Source organism: Pseudoalteromonas sp. SG41-5 (assembly GCF_014164495.1).
In the GTDB taxonomy this organism is placed as follows: Bacteria; Pseudomonadota; Gammaproteobacteria; order Enterobacterales; family Alteromonadaceae; genus Pseudoalteromonas; species Pseudoalteromonas rhizosphaerae.
The window spans coordinates 1-21,754 of sequence record NZ_JACJFH010000006.1; the positions used below are offsets into that span (position 1 = coordinate 1).

The 21,754-nt window shown below is 41.9% G+C and carries 14 protein-coding genes; 9 read left to right on the forward strand and 5 right to left on the reverse strand.

Annotated elements, in window-relative coordinates; all coding sequences use genetic code 11:
- Window positions 1–50 precede the first annotated feature (50 nt).
- The 3 genes from H5232_RS02810 to nadC form a co-directional block, all read right to left on the reverse strand.
- The gene (locus H5232_RS02810) at window positions 51–1,277 is read right to left on the reverse strand and encodes a type II secretion system F family protein (RefSeq protein ID WP_182830537.1); all 1,227 of its coding nucleotides are present in this window, start codon (window positions 1,275–1,277) and stop codon (window positions 51–53) included.
- Between the two features lie 75 nt (window positions 1,278–1,352).
- Window positions 1,353–1,832: a prepilin-type N-terminal cleavage/methylation domain-containing protein gene (locus H5232_RS02815; protein ID WP_310736863.1), complete on the reverse strand. Its 480-nt coding sequence runs from the start codon at window positions 1,830–1,832 to the stop codon at window positions 1,353–1,355.
- A gap of 536 nt (window positions 1,833–2,368) precedes the next feature.
- Window positions 2,369–3,214, reverse strand: coding sequence for a carboxylating nicotinate-nucleotide diphosphorylase (nadC, locus tag H5232_RS02820; protein ID WP_182767848.1), 846 nt, complete (start codon window positions 3,212–3,214; stop codon window positions 2,369–2,371).
- 699 nt (window positions 3,215–3,913) lie between these two features.
- On the opposite strand from nadC, the gene ampD reads away from it, so the two are divergent.
- The 7 genes from ampD to H5232_RS02855 all read left to right on the forward strand — a co-directional run bounded on the left by ampD (window position 3,914) and on the right by H5232_RS02855 (window position 14,174).
- Window positions 3,914–4,459, forward strand: coding sequence for a 1,6-anhydro-N-acetylmuramyl-L-alanine amidase AmpD (ampD, locus tag H5232_RS02825; protein WP_182718484.1), 546 nt, complete (start codon window positions 3,914–3,916; stop codon window positions 4,457–4,459).
- Window positions 4,460–4,486: 27 nt separating this feature from the next.
- On the forward strand, window positions 4,487–5,338 hold the full coding sequence (gene ampE / locus H5232_RS02830; RefSeq protein WP_182718483.1) for a beta-lactamase regulator AmpE: 852 nt from the start codon (window positions 4,487–4,489) through the stop codon (window positions 5,336–5,338).
- A gap of 725 nt (window positions 5,339–6,063) precedes the next feature.
- Window positions 6,064–6,813: a pyruvate dehydrogenase complex transcriptional repressor PdhR gene (gene pdhR, locus H5232_RS02835; protein WP_182830538.1), complete on the forward strand. Its 750-nt coding sequence runs from the start codon at window positions 6,064–6,066 to the stop codon at window positions 6,811–6,813.
- 114 nt (window positions 6,814–6,927) lie between these two features.
- Entirely contained in the window at window positions 6,928–9,594 is a 2,667-nt protein-coding gene (gene aceE, locus H5232_RS02840) for a pyruvate dehydrogenase (acetyl-transferring), homodimeric type (RefSeq protein WP_182830539.1), read from the forward strand.
- 10 nt (window positions 9,595–9,604) lie between these two features.
- Complete coding sequence (gene aceF, locus H5232_RS02845; RefSeq protein WP_182718480.1) at window positions 9,605–11,512, forward strand: pyruvate dehydrogenase complex dihydrolipoyllysine-residue acetyltransferase; 1,908 nt, start codon at window positions 9,605–9,607, stop codon at window positions 11,510–11,512.
- A gap of 195 nt (window positions 11,513–11,707) precedes the next feature.
- Window positions 11,708–13,135: a dihydrolipoyl dehydrogenase gene (lpdA, locus tag H5232_RS02850; protein ID WP_145235220.1), complete on the forward strand. Its 1,428-nt coding sequence runs from the start codon at window positions 11,708–11,710 to the stop codon at window positions 13,133–13,135.
- 349 nt (window positions 13,136–13,484) lie between these two features.
- Complete coding sequence (locus H5232_RS02855; RefSeq protein ID WP_182718479.1) at window positions 13,485–14,174, forward strand: tRNA-uridine aminocarboxypropyltransferase; 690 nt, start codon at window positions 13,485–13,487, stop codon at window positions 14,172–14,174.
- A gap of 317 nt (window positions 14,175–14,491) precedes the next feature.
- Here the strand turns inward: H5232_RS02855 and H5232_RS02860 are convergent, their stop codons facing one another.
- A complete protein-coding gene (locus tag H5232_RS02860) occupies window positions 14,492–15,523 on the reverse strand; it encodes an IS110 family transposase (protein ID WP_182830540.1) in 1,032 nt (343 codons plus the stop codon).
- Window positions 15,524–15,724: 201 nt separating this feature from the next.
- Here H5232_RS02860 and H5232_RS02865 point away from each other — a divergent pair, with 201 nt between their 5' ends.
- Window positions 15,725–16,171 carry an REP-associated tyrosine transposase gene (locus H5232_RS02865; protein WP_182718478.1) on the forward strand — a complete coding sequence of 149 codons (447 nt, stop codon included), beginning with the start codon at window positions 15,725–15,727 and terminating at the stop codon, window positions 16,169–16,171.
- A 960-nt stretch (window positions 16,172–17,131) separates the two neighbouring features.
- On the opposite strand, the gene rapA is transcribed toward H5232_RS02865, so the two are convergent.
- A complete protein-coding gene (gene rapA / locus H5232_RS02870) occupies window positions 17,132–20,026 on the reverse strand; it encodes an RNA polymerase-associated protein RapA (protein ID WP_182739959.1) in 2,895 nt (964 codons plus the stop codon).
- A 295-nt stretch (window positions 20,027–20,321) separates the two neighbouring features.
- Between rapA and H5232_RS02875 the strand changes: the two genes are divergently transcribed.
- The gene (locus H5232_RS02875; protein ID WP_182830541.1) at window positions 20,322–21,719 is read left to right on the forward strand and encodes a PhoH family protein; all 1,398 of its coding nucleotides are present in this window, start codon (window positions 20,322–20,324) and stop codon (window positions 21,717–21,719) included.
- The last annotated feature ends 35 nt before the right edge of the window (window positions 21,720–21,754 follow it).

The following is a 21,754-nucleotide window of genomic DNA, read 5'->3' on the forward strand; positions in this document are numbered from 1 at the left end:
TACAGCTTACAGCTTACAGCTTACAGCTTACAGCTTACAGCTTACAGCTTTTATATAACCGACCCAAGTTGGAAAATAGGTAAGTACATAGCAATGATCAAACCACCAACTAACACGCCGAGTACCGCCATAATAAGCGGCTCTAACAAGCTCGATAGGCCATCTACTGCATCATCAACTTCTTGCTCATAAATAGTGGCGACCTTTGCCAGCATGCCATCCAAAGAGCCTGACTCTTCACCTATAGCGACCATTTGTATCACCATATCGGGGAATATTTTTGAGTTGCGCATCGCCCAGTTCATTTGATTACCCGAGCTTACTTCAGCTTTTATATCTAAAATAGCATAACGATAAACCGCGTTACCTGAAGCCCCAGCAGCTGAGTCCAGCGCATCAACTAGAGGTACACCCGCCGCAAAGGTGGTCGAAAGCGTACGGGCATAGCGCGCCACCGCGGCTTTGTTTAAAATCATACCAATTACAGGCAGTTTTAAAATTGCACGGTCATTAGCGTCCCGAAGTTTTTTACTTTTTAATAGCGCTTCTTTATAAGCATAACCAAAGCCAACAAGGGCAATTAACATCATCCACCAGTACTCTTGCATAAACTCAGATATACCTATCACCATTAAAGTAAACGCAGGGAGTTCAGCACCAAAACCAGCAAAAATATCTTGAAATTGCGGCACTACAAAAATAAGCAATATAGAGGTTACAATTAAAGCTACGACCAATACAGCAATAGGGTAGAACATGGCTTTTTTAATTTTTGATTTTAGCGCTTCGGATTTTTCTTTATAAAGGGCAACACGGTCGAATATTTTATCCAGCGCACCAGATTGCTCACCAGAGGCGACTAAGTCACAATACAAATCATCAAAATAACGAGGGTGTTTACGCAGTGCATCAGATAAAGCTCCACCGGCTTTTACTTCATCGCCAACGGTTTCCATCAGTTTAGTAACACTTTTATTGGTAGCGCCCGTGCCAATCATTTCTATTGATTGGATAAGTGGTACGCCCGCCATTAACATAGTGGCAATTTGCCGCGTAACTAAAGCAATATCTTTTGGCTTAATAGCCTGCATACGCATGCCGAACAAAGGCTTTGCTTTACGTTTAACTTTTGATGGCGTGATGCCTTGTTTACGTAATTGGGCTTTGACTAAAGCTATACTAGCGCCAGTCATTTCGCCTTCAAGGCGTTTACCTCGAGCGCTAACGCCAACCCATTGAAAGGTATCTAAAGATTTTGTATCGGATTGTTTTGACATTCGTTAGGCTCTTTGCAGTTTTAATAAAAAAGGTAGCTGAACAAGCTACCTTAATTTATAAATACTAATTATGGATTAACCACCGCCAGTTGAAGCAGGAACTGTACAAGAACTTGGTAACCAACTTGCTTTTGCTGGACTAGTAACAGCACCAGTACAAACCCATTCTGAAATAGTGAAGCCTGTAGTGAAATCTGTTGCAACAGCTGCCTTTCCTGCAGATGTTTGAGGAGTTAAGATTATTGATAAGCCATTCATGTCGTCTCGGCCCGCAGCTGTAATAACCCCCGCAGCAGTAACTGTTAAAGTGTTTACATACTTTGTTTGAGTAAAGCCAGTGTCGCAATCATCCGGCGACTGTCCTACTTGTGCTTTCTCTGATGCACAAGTTCTAGCTGTGCTAGCCGCTAGCATTAATTCAGTCCCTTTAGCTCGAGCTGTATAATCTTGATACGCAGGCAAGGCTACTGCTGCCAAGATACCGATGATTGCAACTACAATCATTAATTCAATTAGGGTAAAACCCTTTTGACTTTGTTGTGTCATTTTTTCCATGTTCCTCTCCTAAAGGATAGTGTTTTTTGTAAGCTAAATTCATTATGTTAGTAAAGTGTGTAATCACGTTAGCTATTGTAACTGCTTTATCTTACGGTTTTTTTAAAATCGTTAAATTACTAATACCTAACCCAGTGCCTAGCTAAATAATGCTGGATAGGTTTTAGCAGCTATTAAAATTACTCTGTAAGAACTACTTTAGCACTAAAGCTGCTGATTGAAAGCGGCTTTGACTGCATTTCATCGAATTTTAAAAACTTTCTTCACCCACTACTTAGTTTCAATGTTGTTTATTTAACTCACAGCTTTCATCAAAGTAGCCATGCGGTGTAAAACAATACCCGAAAGTAGTTCTTTAGAATTGGTTGAAAGTTAATTCATTCATCCTAGAGGCTTACATTAGCACTATTTCGTATTATATAAAGCACTAAAATTAACATTTTGTTACAGTGTAAGCCTTTCGGCGTATTTAATGCTTTTTTAATCAGTTTGTCAACGCATTAGGGAAACATAATATTTGTTATTTAGTTTGATTATTACTCAAAACGCATTGACAAATCGATTGACTGTAAATTTTTTGTAAGTGCACCGCTGGATATAAAATCAATCCCAGCCTGTGAGTAGGTGCGCAGTGTTTCTAGGGTCATATTACCCGAAACTTCTAATTTAGCGCGCTTATCGGTCAGTACTACTGCTTGTTGAATTTGCTCAACGCTAAAGTTATCCAGCATTATAATATCAGCACCGGCTATAATGGCTTGATCTAGCTCAATAAGTGATTCGACTTCTACTTCTACCGGTTTAGTTGGATGATTAAGTTTTGCTTGCGCTACGGCTTTATCGATGCCACCGCAGGCGGCAATGTGGTTTTCTTTAATTAAAAACGCATCAAATAAGCCAATGCGATGATTTGCGCCACCGCCACATTTGACCGCGTACTTTTGTAATGCACGTAGGCCCGGAATGGTTTTACGGGTATCGAGTAGTTGGGTGTGGGTGCCACTGAGTTCTTTAACATAATGCGCTGTAGTGGTGGCTGTACCTGACAAGGTTTGAACAAAATTAAGTGCGGTACGTTCAGCTGTTAAAATAGCGCGGGCAGAACCTATTGCTGTAAATAAGGTATCGTTAGCTTTAACTGTATCACCATCATTTACCAATACATTAACGGCTACACTCGGATCAACTTGTTTGAATACTTCTAAGATAATGTCTTTACCGCAAAACACGCAATCTTCACGAGTGATCACTTTGGCATTAGCGTGCTGCGCCGCTGGAATTAATTGCGCGGTGATGTCGCCTTGTTCGGCTGTTTGGTAATTTAAATCTTCATCAAGGGCAAGTTTAACCAATTGGCTTAAAAGGCTGTGTGGGATAGACATTATAAAAGCTCATTATAATTAGGAAATTGCACAAATTTTACATGGTTTGAAAGTGAAAGAGAAGGCTGAAGCTATAAGTTTGATTAGGTTCTAGAGAGTGAGGTTCTAGGTTTTAGGAAGTGACTAGATGCTAGGGCATATTCGAAGCTCGTAGCTCGAAGCCCGCGGCATTTGTTCTTATCATTGTGCAAAAGTTTTTTAGTGATTTATTCACCACAGAGATCATCGAGCTCACAGAGGAAAAACCAATAGGTAATAGTGATTAACTTTACTTTTGTCTTCTCGGTGTAGCAAAGCGCCTCGGTGGGCTCGGTGGTGAAATAGTGTGTCTGTGTAAATGTAAAAACAGTCGCGAGGTAAACTCGCTGCTACCAATGCGTAGGTGCGGGTTTACCCCGCGCAATTAAAATTTATTCACAAAGAGGATAAGAGGCGCCGCGCATTAGAGGAAAATAGGAACTAGGTTCTAGGGAAGTGACTAGCTCTAGGTGAACTTACAGCCCGCAGCTCGTTACCCGTAGCCCGTGGCTTTCTGTTCTCGGTGGTGAAATTGGTTTGTCTATGGAAATGTAGAAACAATCGCGAGGTAAACTCGCTGCTACCGGCGCAAAACAATGAAAGTGCTTTGCTGTTATTCTACTTGGAAATCTATTAGCATCTGACTATGCATTTATTTACAGGCCATTATGAATATAAACTATGAAAATAAACTCTTTTGGTGTTGTTAGTACCGCTATCCAGCGACCAAGTACGCATTTTGATGAGCGCCCACTAGGTGAGGAAATATCTTTATTAGTGATTCATAATATTTCCTTGCCAGCAGGGCAGTTTGCCACGCCGTTTGTGGATGATTTGTTTATGGGATGTATTGATTGCCAAGCACACCCTAGCTTTGCTGATTTAAAGGGGTTGAGAGTTTCAGCACATTGTTTTATCAAACGCAGCGGTGAAATAGTTCAGTATGTGCCTTTTAGTAAACGTGCTTGGCATGCTGGCCAGTCTGAGTTTTTAGGACGTAGTCAGTGTAATGATTTTAGTATTGGTATTGAGCTTGAAGGTACAGATACAACGGCGTATACCCAAAATCAATATAATGCATTACAATCCTTAACTAAGACATTGATATATAAATACCCAGCTATCACTCGCGAGCGTATTGTTGGCCATTGTCACATTGCATCAGGGCGAAAAACAGACCCTGGAGACAGTTTTGATTGGAATCATTATTTTGCTGCTATATTTTAACTAGCGCCAATTTGGAAAGAGAAAAGTATGATCTTAATTTCTATAATAATAGCTCTGATATTAGAGCGTTTAGGTGCCCGATCTGATTATTGGCAAATAAGCTATTACGCGCAAGGCTATTTAACACGTTCAAAAAAACAGCTTGGCGAGCAAGGTCTATTCAATTCGCCTGCAGGATTTATTATTTGGCTGTGTTTGCCGGTATTACTTGTGGCGGTTATTTTTACCTTATCTGATTTTGTATTATGGCAGTTAGCCATTAATGTGGCTGTGCTGCTGGTTTGCTTTGGCTGTGCTAAACAACGTGCTTTATATAAGTCCTATTTAAATGCGCTAACCCGTGATGATCAGCAAGCGGCAACCTTATATGCACTGCAAATGGGGCAAAAGAAAACGGAAGAGCAAAAAGGCGGCGAAACTTTTGGACAAACGTTGGCTTGGGTAAACTTTCGTTTTTATTGTGCAGTTATTTTTTGGTTTGTAATATTAGGCGTACCTGGCGCGACCTTGTATGCATTAGTACGTACTTTTGCTGATTTAGTGCAGGACGACCATAAAGTTGTGTATGCCAAACGTTTTAAACTTATTCATTCATTATTATTTTGGCTTGATTGGTTACCAGCCAGAATCGCCAGCTTTGGTTATCTAGTAATAGGTAACTTTAATAAAGGCACCAGTTGCTGGCTGCATTATGCACTCGATTTTACAGTGAGTAACCGTAAAGTGGTTACTAATACCGCGCTTGCCGCAGAGCAAATAGAACAGCAACATTTTGGTTGCGCGTATGAAGCAACTTGTATGATGAAGCTTGTAAAACGAAATGTGTTGTTTTACTTGGTGTTGATTGCCTTGTTTACTTTATTTGGTGGTTTAGCGTAAATAAACAGATGCTAGGTTTTAGGGAAGTAATTGTCGCGAGGTAAACTCGCTGCTACCCGCGCAATTAAAATTTATTCACAAAGAGGTTAAGAGCCGCTGCGCTTTAGAGAAGTAATTATAAAAGTAGTGGCTAGGTGTTTGAGTCTATTCGCAGCTCGAAGCCCGTGGCGTTTTTTTCATTTGCGCTCATTCACTTCTCTTTGTGCAAAAGTCTTTTATTGATTTATTCACCACAGAGAGCACCGAGTTAATAGAGGAAAAACCTGTTAGTAATTAACTTTACTTTTGTATTCTCTGTGTAGCGCGTAGCGCCTCCTGCCCTCAGTGGTGAAATTGGCTGTCTATGTAAATGTAGAAACAGTCGCGAGGTAAACTCGCTGCTACCAATGCGTAGGCGCGGGTTTACCCCGCGCAGTTTAATTTATTATATAGTACACTTCGAGTTCAAAAAAACTCGCCCACTAGTTTTTGATTATCTGGTCAGACCATTGTGTTTTTCTATAAAATTCCTTCCTAAACACTGGCTTTATCTCATACTGTTTGATCTTTGTGCAAAATACGTTAGGGTGTTTTTTAAGGTGCGTCGCAGCGAAATTGACAGCAAACTTGCTTTTTGATAACGTATGGCTCAAATTTGGTATGACCAATTTACCTTTTGGTCTAGTCTCTGGGCACAAACTTGGATTTTTCAGGTTACATTTCCACTACAATGCGGACGTTGATTAATGTCTTTAAAGATTAAAGCAGCAAAACTATCGGATGTTATTTTACAGCAACTTGAGAACATGATTCTTGAGGGCTCATTAGCACCGGGTGAGAAACTGCCGCCAGAGCGTGAATTAGCCAAACAATTTGAAGTGTCTCGCCCTTCATTACGTGAAGCCATTCAAAAGCTAGAGGCAAAAGGCTTAGTAACGCGACGTCAAGGTGGCGGAACGTTTGTAAAAAATCAGCTAGAAGAAGGGCTCACTGATCCGTTATTTGACTTGATCAGTAAACATCCTGAATCACAGTTTGATTTATTAGAGTTTCGTCATGCTCTCGAAGGGATTGCAGCTTATTATGCTGCGCTTCGTGGTACTAGCACTGACTTTGCTAAAGTTAAGCAAAGCTTTGAATGCATTGCATTAGCTAATGATGATTTACTACAAAAAGCCAAAGCAATTAACGCGTTTCACTTTAGTGTGGCAGAAGCCTCGCATAATGTGGTGTTACTGCATTTAGTGCGCGGTATGCGGGTATTGCTTGAGCAAAATGTTTTACAAAATTTAACGGTATTGTTAGAGAAGCCGCATATTAGTTCGCGCTTAGCTGAGCACCGCCGTTTATTGATGGATGCAGTGATTGAAGGGAATCCAGAGCAGGCGCGACTTGCCAGTAATGCTCACTTAGCTTTCATTGAAGAAGCGTTATTGGAAGCAGGTAAAGAGCATTCACGAATTGAGCGTAGTTTAAGACGCACAAAGCAAAATTAAGTAACAAAAAACTAAGTTAAAGATAAATAATTTAAGCAAGTGCTGTATATGGCAACACGATTACCACAGTGCTAATTAAGAACATTCGTATTTTAAACATAAGGAAACCTCCATATGTCTGAAGTCAATAAAATTGACGTAGACGCGCTAGAAACACAAGAGTGGTTACAAGCTCTTGAATCAGTTGTGCGTGAAGAAGGTGTTGAACGTGCTCAGTTTTTACTTGAGCAAGTATTAGAGCAAGCCCGTTTAGACGGTGTTGATATGCCAACAGGTATCAACACAAACTACGTTAATACGATCCCGGTAGATCAAGAACCTGCTTACCCAGGGGACGTAAACCTTGAGCGCCGTATTCGTTCTATTATTCGTTGGAACGCAATCATGATTGTATTGCGTGCTTCGAAAAAAGACCTCGACCTAGGCGGCCATATGGCGTCTTACCAGTCATCAGCGGCGTTTTATGAAGTATGTTTTAACCATTTCTTCAAAGCCCCAAATGATGTAGACGGCGGTGACTTAGTTTATTATCAAGGTCATATTTCTCCGGGTATTTATGCACGTGCATTTGTTGAAGGTCGTTTATCTGCTGCGCAGCTTGATAACTTCCGTCAAGAAGTTGATGGCGAAGGTTTACCATCTTACCCACACCCTAAATTAATGCCTGAATTCTGGCAGTTCCCTACGGTATCTATGGGTCTTGGTCCTATCGCGTCTATTTACCAAGCGCGCTTCTTAAAGTACCTAGATGGTCGTGGCTTAAAAGACACTAAAAACCAACGTGTATACGCGTTTTTAGGCGATGGCGAAATGGATGAGCCAGAATCGCGTGGCGCTATTTCTTTTGCTGCTCGTGAAAAACTAGACAACCTTTGTTACTTAATTAACTGTAACTTACAGCGCCTAGATGGCCCAGTAATGGGTAATGGTAAAATCATTCAAGAGCTTGAAGGTCTATTCAAAGGCGCTGGCTGGAATGTGATCAAGCTAGTGTGGGGCAGCGGCTGGGATATCCTACTAGCTAAAGACACCACAGGTAAGTTATTGCAATTGATGAACGAAACAGTCGATGGCGATTACCAAACTTATAAAGCTAAAAATGGCGCGTACGTACGTGAACATTTCTTTGGTCGTTACCCTGAAACAGCAGCACTTGTTGCTGATATGACAGATGACGAAATCTTCGCGCTTAAGCGTGGTGGTCATGAGCCATCAAAATTATTCGCTGCATTCAAAAAAGCAGAAGAGACCAAAGGTCGCCCAACAGTTATCCTAGCTAAAACTGTAAAAGGTTACGGCATGGGTGAAGCGGCTGAAGGTAAGAATATTGCTCACCAAGTGAAAAAAATGGACATGTCACACGTTGCCCATTTACGTTCACGTTTAGGTCTTGATGATTTAGTATCTGAAGAGCAACTTGCAGAACTTCCTTATTTAACACTTGAAGAAGGTTCGGCTGAGCACAAGTACTTACATGCTCGCCGTGATGCACTTAAAGGTTATACGCCAAAACGTATTCCTAACTTTACTGAAAAGTTAGTACTGCCAGAAGTAGAAGCGTTCAAGCCACTACTTGAAGAGCAAAAGCGTGATATCTCTACCACTATGGGCTTTGTTCGTGCACTTAATATCTTATTGAAAGATAAAGGTATTGGTAAAAACATCGTACCAATTATTGCCGATGAAGCGCGTACCTTTGGTATGGAAGGTTTATTCCGTCAAATCGGTATTTATAACCCGCATGGCCAAAACTATACGCCGCAAGACCGTGATATCGTTTCTTACTACAAAGAAGCAACATCGGGTCAAGTATTGCAAGAAGGTATCAACGAGTTAGGTGCAATGTCATCGTGGGTTGCTGCGGCAACATCATACAGCACTAACGATTTACCAATGATCCCATTCTATATCTACTATTCAATGTTCGGTTTCCAACGTGTTGGCGACATGGCATGGATGGCGGGTGACCAACAAGCACGTGGTTTCTTATTAGGTGCTACTGCCGGTCGTACAACATTAAACGGTGAAGGCCTACAGCACGAAGATGGTCACAGCCATATTCTTGCTAACACAGTACCTAACTGTATCTCTTACGATCCAACATACGCTTACGAAGTAGCGGTTATTGTTCAAGATGGTATTCGTCGTATGTACGGTGAAAGCCAAGAAAACATTTACTACTACCTAACGCTTATGAACGAAAACTATGCACAACCTGCTATGCCAGAAGGTGCTGAAGAAGGTATTCGTAAAGGTATCTACAAGCTAGAAAGCTACGCAGGCAAAAAAGCCAACGTACAGCTATTAAGCTCAGGTACTATCATGACTGAAGTGCGTAAAGCAGCCGCGATTTTAAGTGATGATTACGGTATTGCATCTGATGTGTATTCAGTAACGTCGTTTAACGAATTAACTCGTGAAGGGCAAGATGTTGAGCGTTTCAATATGCTTAACCCTGAAAGCGAACAGAAGACTGCCTACATCACCAGTGTATTAAATGACTCAGTGACTGTTGCCGCAACGGATTACATGAAAAACTACGCAGAACAAGCGCGTTCATTCATTCCAAGCAGCAACTACAAAGTATTAGGTACCGATGGTTACGGTCGTTCTGATAGCCGTGAAAACCTTCGTCGTCACTTTGAAGTTAACGCCAGCTACGTAGTAGTTGCGACGTTATCTGAACTTGCTAAACGTGGTGAAGTTGAGAAGTCAGTTGTGGTTGAAGCACTTAAAAAGTTCAACATCGACACTAACAAACTTAATCCACTGTACGCATAAGAGGTTTGCAATGAGTATTGAAATTAAAGTACCAGATATCGGTGGCGATGAAGTCGAAGTAACCGAAATTCTAGTGAGCGTTGGTGACAAAGTTGACGTTGACCAATCATTACTAACTGTTGAGGGTGATAAAGCCTCAATGGAAGTACCTGCGGCACAAGCCGGTACTGTAAAAGAAATCAAAGTAAACGTGGGCGACACGGTTACTACGGGTTCTTTAGTATTCTTGTTTGAAGGTGAAGAGCAAGCATCTAGCGAAGCGCCTGCAGAACCAGCAAAATCTGAAGATGCAGCACCTGCTGCGTCTTCAGGTTCAACAACTAAAGAAGTCACCGTACCAGATATCGGCGATGATGAAGTTGAAGTAACGGAAATCATGGTTGCTGTTGGCGACACTGTTGAAGAAGAACAATCTATCTTAAACGTTGAAGGCGACAAAGCGGCAATGGAAGTACCAGCGCCGTTTGCAGGTACTGTTAAAGAAATTAAAGTTGCCGCTGGCGATAAAGTAAAAACAGGCTCTTTAGTGTTTGTTTTTGAAGTGGCTGGTAGTGAGCCTGCAGCTGCGAAAGCAGAAACAGCGCCAGCTCAAGAGTCTGCGCCGGCACAAAGTTCAGCGCCAAGCAGTAAAGAAGTAAACGTGCCTGATATCGGCGGTGATGAGGTTGAAGTCACTGAAGTGATGGTTGCAGTAGGCGATAAGGTTACTGAAGATCAGTCAATCTTAAACGTTGAAGGCGACAAAGCGGCAATGGAAGTACCAGCACCATTTGCCGGTACTGTTAAAGAGATTAAAGTTGCTGCGGGCGATAAAGTATCGACCGGTTCACTTATCTTTGTATTTGAAGTGCAAGGCAGTGCACCTGCAGCTACCGCTGAAAAAACGGCTTCTGAATCTGCACCAGCAGCGAAAGCAGAATCAGCTCCAGCTCCACAAGCAGCGCCTGCAAAAGCGAGCAATGAAAGCTTTGAAAACAATAGTGCGTATGCTCATGCATCGCCAGTTGTTCGCCGCTTAGCCCGTGAGTTTGGTATTAACCTTGCGAACGTAAAAGGCTCAGGTCGTAAAAATCGCGTTGTGAAAGAAGACGTGCAAGACTATGTGAAGAACTTAGTTAAGCAAGTTGAGTCAGGCCAATTAGCGACAGCTTCTGGCAATGCTGGCGGTAGTGAGCTTGGTTTAATTCCATGGCCAAAAGTTGATTTTGCTAAATTTGGTGAAATCGAAGAGAAAAAACTATCTCGTATTCAAAAGCTATCGGGTAAAAACTTACACCGTAACTGGGTGCAAATTCCACATGTTACGCAGTTTGATGAAGCTGATATCACAACTCTTGAAGAGTTCCGTAAAGAGCAAAATGCCCTTAGCGAGAAGAAAAAGCTAGGTGTTAAAATCACCCCGCTGGTATTTGTAATGAAAGCAGCAGCGAAAGCACTTGCTGAGTTCCCTACATTTAACTCATCACTATCTAACGACGGTGAAAGCTTAATTCTTAAGAAGTACATCAATATCGGTGTTGCAGTTGATACGCCAAACGGTTTGGTTGTGCCAGTATTTAAAGATGTTGATAAGAAAGGCATCATTGAATTATCGCGTGAATTAATGGAAGTATCTGTTAAAGCGCGTGACGGTAAACTTACCTCGTCTGATATGCAAGGTGGCTGTTTTACAATTTCAAGCCTTGGTGGTATTGGCGGTACAGCCTTTACGCCAATCGTAAATGCCCCAGAAGTTGCTATTTTAGGTGTCTCTAAATCAGAAATTAAACCTAAGTGGAATGGCAAAGAGTTTGAACCAAAACTAATGGTTCCACTTTCTATGTCTTACGACCATAGGGTGATTGACGGTGCACTAGCGGCACGCTTTACTGTAACTTTAGCAAGTTACATGAGCGATATTCGCCAATTAGTAATGTAAGCAATTGCTGCATGTAGCGAAATAAATAGAATCAAATCCCAGCCAGTTGTTTTTTGCTGGGATTTTTACCATTTGCAATGATACAATATTTGTATATTTTGCATAAATTTTTGATCTGCTCTCCCTTTCTGCCTTGCAGAAACATGGCAGTTAAACTTTAGGGCAGTGTCCCGTTCAAACAATTAAGGTAAAAGCATGAGCAACGAATTAAAAACTCAAGTTGTTGTACTAGGCGGTGGTCCTGGTGGTTATTCTGCGGCTTTCCGTGCTGCTGACTTGGGCTTAGAAGTAACAGTAGTAGAATCTCGCGACACATTAGGCGGTGTATGTCTTAATGTTGGTTGTATTCCTTCGAAAGCACTTTTACACGTAGCTAAAGTAATTGATGATGCAGCAGAAATGTCATCTCATGGTGTTACTTTTGGCGCACCACAAATTGATTTAGATAAAATTCGTTCGTGGAAAGAGTCAGTTGTTAGCCAACTTACTGGTGGCCTAGACGGCATGGCTAAAATGCGTAAAGTTAAAGTGGTTTACGGTTACGGTAAATTCACAGGTAGCAACACGCTTGATGTTGAAGGCGCTGACGGTAAAACAACAATTACTTTTGATAACGCTATCATTGCTGCTGGTTCTAAACCTGTAAACTTACCTTTCATTCCTGAAGATGACCGCGTAATTGATTCAACCGGTGCACTAGAGCTTAAAGACATCCCTGAAAAGCTATTAGTATTAGGTGGTGGTATTATTGGTCTTGAAATGGGTACTGTGTATCGCGCACTAGGTTCTGCAATCGACGTAGTTGAATTTGCTGACCAACTAGTACCAGCTGCTGATAAAGACATCATCAAGATTTACCAAAAATACGTAAGTGATAAATTTAACGTTATGCTATCAACTAAAGTTGTTGGCGTAGAAGCGAAAGATGATGGCTTATACGTTACATTTGAAGGTAAAAACGCACCAGCTGAACCAGTACGTTATGACAAAGTATTAGTTGCTGTTGGTCGTACACCAAACGGTAACTTATTAGATGCTGACAAAGCGGGTGTTAATGTTGATGAGCGTGGCTTCATTAATGTTGATAAGCAACTTAAAACTAACGTTGACCACATCTTCGCGATTGGTGACTTAGTTGGCCAACCTATGCTTGCGCACAAAGCGGTTCATGAAGGTCACGTTGCAGCTGAAGTTATCTCAGGTCAAAAACATTACTTTGATCCGAAATGTATTCCTTCAATTGCCTATACTGATCCAGAAATCGCTTGGGTTGGCGTAACTGAGAAAGAAGCAAAAGAGCAAGGCTTAAGCATTGAAACAGCTGTATTCCCATGGGCTGCATCAGGTCGTGCAATTGCATCTTCTCGTACTGAAGGTTCTACTAAACTGATCTTTGATAAAGAAAGTGGCCGTATTATCGGTGGTGCTATGATTGGTATTAACGCAGGTGAAATGCTGGGCGAAATCGGTCTAGGTATCGAAATGGGTGCTGACGGTGAAGATTTAGCATTAACTATTCATGCTCACCCAACATTGAACGAATCAATCGGTCTTGCAGCTGAAATATTTGAAGGTTCAATCACTGATTTACCAAACAAAAAAGCAGTTAAAAAGAAGAAGTAAGTTCTTTTAGTTAATTGTTTAAAAACCCAAGCCACGGCTTGGGTTTTTTGTTTTGTAGGCGCGGGTGTGTAATATGTAATACCTTGTAGGCGCGGGTTTACCCCGCGCAATTAGATTAAAGTTCGTTTAGTGATTAATTCACCACCGAGAACACAGAGAAGAAATAAGTGATTTTTTAATTTGGTTTCTCTGTGTAGCGCGAAGCGCCTTTGTGCCCTCAGTGGTAAATAATGGGCTTTATCGCGAGGTAAACTCGCTGCTACCAATACGTAGGCGTGGGTTTACCCTGCGCAAATGTGTTATAATATCCGCCGAACAAATTTAGGTACTATTTTAGGTAATAAACCACGTGAATAAACGCTCTTCTAATTCAGTACTTACTTTGCGTGCCCAGCAAATTAGTGAATCTCGCCGTGAGTTTAATGCTCGTGGCGGTAAAATGGATCGCTGTGAGCGATGCTTAATCGCGAAGCATTACTGTATTTGTGACGGTGTGGAGCAGGCTGATAGTCAGGCGGCGGTATGCTTACTTATGTATCACAACGAGAGTTTTAAACCCTCTAATACAGGGCGATTAATTGCTGAAATTATTCCTGATAATCATGCTTTTCGTTGGGACAGGACTGATCCTGACGATAAACTATTAGCCTTATTAAATGACCCGCAATATCAACCTATGGTGATATTTCCTGCTACAGATGTTGAAGATACTGCACGCGTTATTACTGATGTACAACACCAGCCTAATAAACGTCCCTTGTTTATCTTTTTAGATGGCACATGGCGTGAAGCGAAAAAAATGATCCGCAAAAGCCCTTATCTCGATAATTTACCCGTGCTGTCGATCACCGCTGAAAAACTGTCTGACTATCGCTTACGGGTTGCCCCGCATGCTCACCAACTTGGCACTGCTGAAGTGGCCATTATGGTGTTAGCACTGGCAGGGGAGTCTGATGCAGCAACTAAGCTTGAACAGCATTTTATGAAGTTTCGCGACGCGTATTTGTTAGGAAAGCGCAATAAAGGCAGGCCGACGTAGGTTTTAGTTTATCCCGCGCAAATATATAATTGAGATGCTGGATAAAACTATGTTGCTTCTGTCGCGATGTAAAATCGCTTATATGGACTCCTCCTATTGCACAAGCCTTTTTACATTAAAATGATGTGATTGCGTGCTTATATACGGGCTCTAATGAGGCGCTACCTCGGCCACTTTGATGTTTTCGCGCCCTTGTGCCTTATCTGCTACACGGTATCTTCGTACACTAGCGATTTTTCAGGCTCTCAAGGGTGGGTCTCACCACTTAATGCTCTATCTTGGCTTGTTCAATTCTTTTGTTTACTGACTTTTTATTTTTACGCGGTTAATAATCTTGCTTCATAACTCGTTCCATTTTTGAGTAAGGCGTAGGCTGTTCGCATTGTTTTGTTTGCTAATGCAATAGCGGCGCACTTGACACCTTTTCTTATTAGAAGGTTTTTTATCCATCGTTCTTTTTCTGTCGTGGCTTCTCTGTTTTTTAATTTACTCACTACTGAGCGAGCGCCTAAAAATAGGTTTCGTCTTAATGCACCACCTCGTCTTTTGGGTATGCGCCCTATCTTTGCTTTGCCACCTGTCGAATGCTGTAATGGTGTCACTCCTGCACACGCCGCAGCACTTCTTCCATCGTTAAACTGTGTCGTGTTACCTAAAAAAGACAGGAGCTCGATAGCCGTGATTGGGCCGACTCCTTCGAGAGCCATTAAGCGTTGACAGCCATCATTTTGTTTTGCAATACGCTCTATTTGTTTTTGCAGCTCTACCTTATTGTCACACTGCTGTTTATAAAGTGAATAGCTGAGCGCGAGAGCATGCTTTAGTTCTAGCGGCAGTGTGTTTTCTGCATCTTCTAAAATATCGGGTATGGCTGCTTTAAATGCGGCCTCACTTTGGTTAATCACAATACCAAACTCAAGGAGTAGCCCGCGTATTTGGTTTGATAACTGAATTTTTTGTTTATCTGCTAACGCTCTTACTTTGCTAAGTGACTGTAAAGCCTGCTCTTCAATGGTAAGAATTTTACACGAACGAACATTCGGGACTCGACTGGCAACGGCTATTGCGATTGCATCGTTCGCATCTGTTTTTTGCCCCTGTCTAAATGCTTTCACGAACAAAGGGTCAAGGAGTATTACATCATGACCAAAAGACTGCGCAGTGCGCGCAAAATGCTGGGCGCTTGCGCATGCCTCCATAGCAACAACCGACGGTTTTGCTTTAACTAATAACTCAAGCAGCGTTTGACGGTTAACTGATTTATTGGACATCAGTTTGTTGCCTTTAAACTGCGCCGCTTGGAAAGTATTTTTTGCTAAATCAATAGCAACTAAATTACAATATGCCATGTATGGACTCCTAATTTGGTAAAAGATTCTCTGCAGTTTCTTTATACCGTACACTCCCGTTAATGGGGGGGAGTCCATACATCTGCTACGACTTTGTGATATCTCGTAGGCGCGGGTTTACCCCGCGCAAATGTGCGACAAAAAATTTAACAACATTTAAGCTATGAGCTATTTTTATACTTTACCTACAAGGATTGGTAGATGTATAAATCACAAAATCTAAGAAAAGGGCGGGTTTCTTTACCACATCACTTTTATGCTATTACCCTCGTTACACATAATCGCAGCAACTACTTTGTAAACTTGGATTTTAATCGTCACATTATAAAACAAATGCAATTATTAGAAGTACAAGAATACCTCAAATCTAATGCGTTTATTATTATGCCAAATCATATCCATTGGCAATTTCAGTTGCTCATTAACAGCCCCTTACCACAAATAATCCGTTGCTTTAAAGGACGAACTGCAGCCGCTTGCCGTGAATTCGGTATTTATAAATTATGGCAAAAAGGGTATTACGATCATTTAATTCGAGATGAAGATGATTTAGTTAAAAATGCGCGTTATATAATCGCGAATCCACTAAGAGCTGGTTTGGTTAAAAATGTTGCTGATTATCCATACTGGGATTGTGTTTATGTATGAGTCTAGCATTTTGGTGATGTAGGCGCGGGTTTACCCCGCGCAATTAGATTAAAGTTCGTTCAGTGATTAATTCACCACCGAGAACACAGAGAAGAAATAAGTGATTTTTTACTTTGGTTTCTCTGTGTAGCGCGAAGCGCCTTTGTGCCCTCAGTGGTAAATAATGGGCTTTATCGCGAGGTAAACTCGCTGCTACGAATGGGCAATATCTCGTAGGCGCGGGTTTACCCCGCGCAAATGCAAAATGTAAATACGGGATAAAATTCAGCCGTGGAACAACCCATGTCGCGATGTAAAATCGCTGCTACGAATGTGCAATATCTCGTAGGCGCGGGTTTACCCCGCGCAAATGAAAAATGTAAGAACGTTATAAAGCTCAGCTGCGGAACAACCCATGTCGCGATATGAAATCGCTGCTACGAATGGGCAATATCTCGTAGGCGCGGGTTTACCCCGCGCAATTAGATTAAAGTTCGTTCAGTGATTAATTCACCACCGAGAACACAGAGAAGAAATAAGTGATTTTTTACTTTGGTTTCTCTGTGTAGCGCGAAGCGCCTCTGTGCCCTCAGTGGTAAATAATGGGCTTTATCGCGAGGTAAACTCGCTGCTACCAATACGTAGGCGTGGGTGGTTTACCCCGCGTAAATGCAAAATGTAAATACGGGATAAAATTCAGCCGCGAAACAACTCCTGTCGCGATATAAAATCGCTGCTACAAATTTGTAATATCTTGTAGGCGCGGGTTTACCCCGCGCAAATGTAAAGTGTAAATACGGGATAAAATTCAGCCTCGAAACAACCTCTGTCGCGATGTAAAATCGCTGCAACGAATAGGCAATATCTTGTTGGCGTGGGTTTTCAGCGTAACATGTAATAAAAAAGCGCGCTGTAACTTAATACACCGCGCTTTTTTAAACTTAAAACTTACCGCTTATAACTTAAAGCTCAGCTCCCAAATCAATGTGATACCACAATTAAGCGAATGGCATCTAACTGCAACTGTGCTTTGCCGATATAACTTGTCAGCTCTGTGCGTTGCTTATCGTAGAAGGTAAGTTCTTCTTCACGGATATTAGGGTTGATCTGTTTCAGCGCCGCTAAACGCGCCTGCTCTTCACTGAGCGATTGTTGCATTTGCTCAAGCGCCGCAGTGCGAATGACTTCTAACTTAGTTTGCGCCATTTCTTGGGCGGTTTTAAGCATTGGGTGAATCGCACTTTGTAATGCGCCAGCTAGTTTACTGGCTGTTTGACGGCCTACCGCAGAAAGCTGCTGATTAAAGCCATCAAAGCCGACGTTATCAGCTAAGTTGTTGCTGGCTTTATCTAGCAAAATACGAATCGGCGTCGGCGGTAAAAAGCGGCCAACTTGCAGCGCTTTTGGTGCCATGGCTGCTGCTACGTAAATTAGCTCAACAAAAAAGGTACCTGGTGGTAATTTTTTGTTTTTAAGTAATGCGACTGACGCAGTACCAAAGTCATCATCACAGATCATGTCTAAGGTGCCTTGCACCATAGGGTGATCCCAGCTGATGAAATGCACATCTTCTTGTGCAAGTGCAGTGTCACGGTCAAATGTGACTGTCATGCCGTCGTCTTTTAAACTTGGGAATGACGGATTTAGCATATGCTCAGTTGGCTTTAAGATAATAGTATTTTCACCTTTGTCTTCTTGGCTAACGCCAAAGGTATCAAACACGTTGATCATATAACTTGGTAGTTCAAATTGGTTGTCTAGTTTTTCAATATCAACAACCAGCGAGTCTGCTGCACCTTGGCCCGATGAGTGTAACTCAAGCAAACGGTCACGGCCGCTTTCCATTTGTTTACGCAGCACTGCGTTTTGACCGGCTACTTGCTCTAGTAATGGCTCTAGCTCGTCTTCATCACAGTTATGGGCGGCAATAAACTCAAGTAGCTCATCTTTAAACTCTTTATACAAAAGTTGTCCGGTGCTTGAGGTGGTTTCAAAGGCATCTAAGCCTTCGTTATACCAACGCAGTAATACTTCTTGTGCGCTGCTTTCAAAGTACGGCACATGAATGTTGATATCTTGAGTTTGACCAATACGGTCGAGGCGACCAATACGCTGCTCAAGTAAGTCAGGGTTCAGTGGTAAATCAAATAACACTAAGTGATGAGCAAACTGGAAGTTACGACCCTCAGAGCCAATCTCAGAGCACAGCAATATTTGTGCGTTGTCGTACTCGTCAGCAAAAAACGCGGCGGCGCGGTCACGCTCAATAATTGTCATCCCTTCGTGGAACACAGAGGCTTTAATCGCTTCGCGTTCACGCAGGATTTGCTCAAGGCTGATAGCGGTTTCGGCTTTAGCACAAATAAGCAGGACTTTTTCCCGTTTAAGGGTTTTTAGGGTGTCGATCAACCATTCTACTCGAGGATCAAATTGTCCCCAGCTAGCGCTTTCGCCTTCAAACTCTTGGAATATTTTTTCAGGGAATAGGGCGCGTTGCGCGCTAAGCTCTGCATTTTTAATGCCGCTCATATTGCCCAATACTGAAATTGCCGTTTTATATTGTTTCGGCATCGCCATCGGGTAGGCGTGTAGTTTGCGACTAGGGTAGCCGTCAATGCCGCTACGGCTATTTCTAAATAAAATACGGCCTGTGCCATGGCGATCTAATAACATCGCCAAAATTTCTTTACGGGCAGCTGCGTCGCCATTTTGTGCTTGTTCAAGCACCGTTGTGATATCGGTTTCTTTTAATAGCTCAATTAGCGTGGCTTTGGCGCTGTCGTCTAGCGCTTGCTGTTGCAGTAACTGATTTGCAGCCTCTGCCACATGCTTATAGTTACTTTCTTCAGCAACAAAGGCATCGTAGTCATAAAAGCGATCAGGATCGAGTAACTGTAGGCGCGCAAAGTGGCTGCGGTGACCAAGTTGATCCGGTGTTGCCGTTAATAGTATTAGCCCTGGAATATCTTGGCTAAGCTCAGCCATACGTTGATATTCAGTGCTTGGTTTACCGTTGGTAATACTTAAATGATGCGCTTCATCAACAATCAGTAAATCCCAATCAGCCATTGTTGCTTGTTCAAACCAGCGTTTTTTCTTGGTTAAAAACTCAAGGCTAGTTAGTACTAACTGTTCAGTGTCGAATACATTTGGTGAGTCGGCAAAGGCTTCATCGCAACGCTCTTCATCAAAAATTGAAAAGTGTAAATTAAAGCGGCGCAGCATTTCAACTAACCACTGATGCTGTAAGTTCTCCGGCACTACGATGAGCACTCGGCTTGCGCGACCACTGATAATTTGTTGATGTAAAATCATCCCCGCTTCAATGGTTTTACCAAGGCCTACTTCATCAGACAATAACACTCGAGGAGCAAATCGTTTACCGACCTCTTGTGCAATATAAAGCTGATGCGGAATTAAGCTTGCGCGCTGGCCAATCAAACCCTTAATAGGTGATTGTTGGCGTTCAAACTGGTGTTGCCATGTTTGATAGCGCAATGTATAGCGATCAAAGCGGTCAACTTGGCCGGCAAATAAGCGATCTTGTGGTTTATTAAATTTGATGAAGTGATCTAAAAACGTTTCTTTTAATTGTGCTTTTTCACCGTTATCAATACGAGTGCCGTGATAACAAAGTAAATCACCGATAGGTTCAATTGACTCGACTTCAAGTTCCCATTCTTCAACGCTTTTGATCACATCACCAGGATTAAATGCCACGCGGGTAACCGGTGCTTCTAACATTGAGTAAACACGGTTTTCGCCACTGGCGGGAAATAAAATGCTGACCTGACGGCCCTCAAGGGCAACCACTGTGCCTAATCCTAAATCTGACTCTGTATCACTGATCCAACGCTGACCTAAGGAAAAATTCATGTATGTCTCGTCTATGAAGAAAAAGGCGGCTATGTTACCTGTTAGCTAACACCACTGCAAGGTGCGAACCAGCTGACTTTTAATTAATTTAATAACTGTGAATTATTCCTATTAAAGTTGTTGCAATAAGGATTAATTCAAAACAAAAAAAGGTTTGTCATAAAACAGACTTTTATGACATCTAAGCTAAACTTAGAATATACCGAGCAATTAAGTTTTTCAGGGTGAACATTCAACCCGTTTTACTTGATTAGTTGGGTATAGCATAAAAATCATAAAACGTAAGGAAAGTGCTATGGAAAAAGCTTCGAACCTTGATAGTAAAATGTATGTGCTAGATACCAATGTATTGCTTCACGAACCCCTCGCGTATTTATCATTCCAAGAACACGATGTTGTAATTCCCATGACAGTTTTAGAGGAACTGGATCATATAAAAGATCGTAAGCATGATGTTAGCCGTGATGCCCGTGTGGCCATTCGTGGTTTGGATGAAGTACTCAAAGATGCCACACCAGAACAAATGCTCAAAGGCGTCGCTCTACCTAGTAATAAAAAGGCCAAAGCGTCTTCGGCTGGCACACTTATTATTGTTAATGATCATTTATTTGCCGATTCTATCTCAGGTTTACCTGGCAACGAAAATGACCACCGTATTATCAATTGTGCCGTGCACCTACAAAAACAACATCCTAATAGCAAAGTGGTGTTAGTTACCAAAGATATTAATATGCGTTTAAAGGCCAAAGGCGCAGGGCTTAAATTTGTTGAAGATTATCGTACCGATCAGCTGATTGATGATATTGCTTTGCTCTCCAGTGGTTATAAAAAAATTGCTGGCGATTTTTGGCAGCATGTGGGCGAATGTGAAACACAACAACATGGTCGTGATGCGTTTCATAAAGTGGCAAAAAGTTTGATCCCCGATGTATTTTGCAATGAATATTTACTTGATGACAGCGGTCAGTTTGCCGCACGAGTCAAATCTTATGATGAGCAGCATATTATGCTCAAAGATATCGGTGTTGAGCGTTTAATGCATCAGTCGGCATGGGGAGTAAAGCCAAAAAATATTTATCAAGGCATGGCAATGGATGCGTTACTCGATCCCAGTATTGAATTAGTTATTTTAACAGGTCCTGCAGGATGCGGAAAAACATTACTAGCGCTTGCCTGTGCTTTGGAAATGGTGGTTGAAAAAGGTATTTACGATAAGGTAATTGTCACCCGAAATACTCCTGAAATTGCTGAGTCGATCGGTTTTTTACCAGGTACCGAAGAGGAAAAAATGGCACCATGGTTAGCTGCGATCACCGATACCTTAGAGGTATTACACAAAGGTGACGAAAACCCTATTTCAAGCCGTAACTATATTATGGAAAAGGCAAACATACAGTTTAAATCAGTTAACTTTATGCGTGGTCGCAGCATTCAAAATGCCGTGGTCATTTTAGATGAAAGCCAAAACCTTACTGCCTCACAGCTGAAAACTATTATTACCCGTTGTGGTGAAGGTACTAAGTTAATTTGCTCTGGTAACCTTGCGCAAATAGATAGTAACTACTTAACTCCAGTTACTTCTGGTTTAACTTATATTGTGGAGCGCTTCAAAGATTTTGAAGGCAGCGCCACGGTTAACTTAAATGGTGTGGTGAGAAGCCGTTTAGCATCGTTTGCGGAAGAAAATTTATAACTTGCGCAGTCCCACTTGGCTCGCTAACCTTGTTG

Coding starts and splice junctions, on each gene's coding strand:
- ampE (WP_182718483.1), top strand. CDS start 4,487: ATGATCTTAATTTCTATAATAATAGCTCTGATATTAGAGCGTTTAGGT.
- H5232_RS02875 (WP_182830541.1), top strand. CDS start 20,322: ATGGAAAAAGCTTCGAACCTTGATAGTAAAATGTATGTGCTAGATACC.
- H5232_RS02860 (WP_182830540.1), bottom strand. CDS start 15,523: ATGGCATATTGTAATTTAGTTGCTATTGATTTAGCAAAAAATACTTTC.
- rapA (WP_182739959.1), bottom strand. CDS start 20,026: ATGAATTTTTCCTTAGGTCAGCGTTGGATCAGTGATACAGAGTCAGAT.
- aceF (WP_182718480.1), top strand. CDS start 9,605: ATGAGTATTGAAATTAAAGTACCAGATATCGGTGGCGATGAAGTCGAA.
- H5232_RS02810 (WP_182830537.1), bottom strand. CDS start 1,277: ATGTCAAAACAATCCGATACAAAATCTTTAGATACCTTTCAATGGGTT.
- aceE (WP_182830539.1), top strand. CDS start 6,928: ATGTCTGAAGTCAATAAAATTGACGTAGACGCGCTAGAAACACAAGAG.
- H5232_RS02865 (WP_182718478.1), top strand. CDS start 15,725: ATGTATAAATCACAAAATCTAAGAAAAGGGCGGGTTTCTTTACCACAT.
- lpdA (WP_145235220.1), top strand. CDS start 11,708: ATGAGCAACGAATTAAAAACTCAAGTTGTTGTACTAGGCGGTGGTCCT.
- pdhR (WP_182830538.1), top strand. CDS start 6,064: ATGTCTTTAAAGATTAAAGCAGCAAAACTATCGGATGTTATTTTACAG.
- nadC (WP_182767848.1), bottom strand. CDS start 3,214: ATGTCTATCCCACACAGCCTTTTAAGCCAATTGGTTAAACTTGCCCTT.
- H5232_RS02815 (WP_310736863.1), bottom strand. CDS start 1,832: ATGGAAAAAATGACACAACAAAGTCAAAAGGGTTTTACCCTAATTGAA.
- ampD (WP_182718484.1), top strand. CDS start 3,914: ATGAAAATAAACTCTTTTGGTGTTGTTAGTACCGCTATCCAGCGACCA.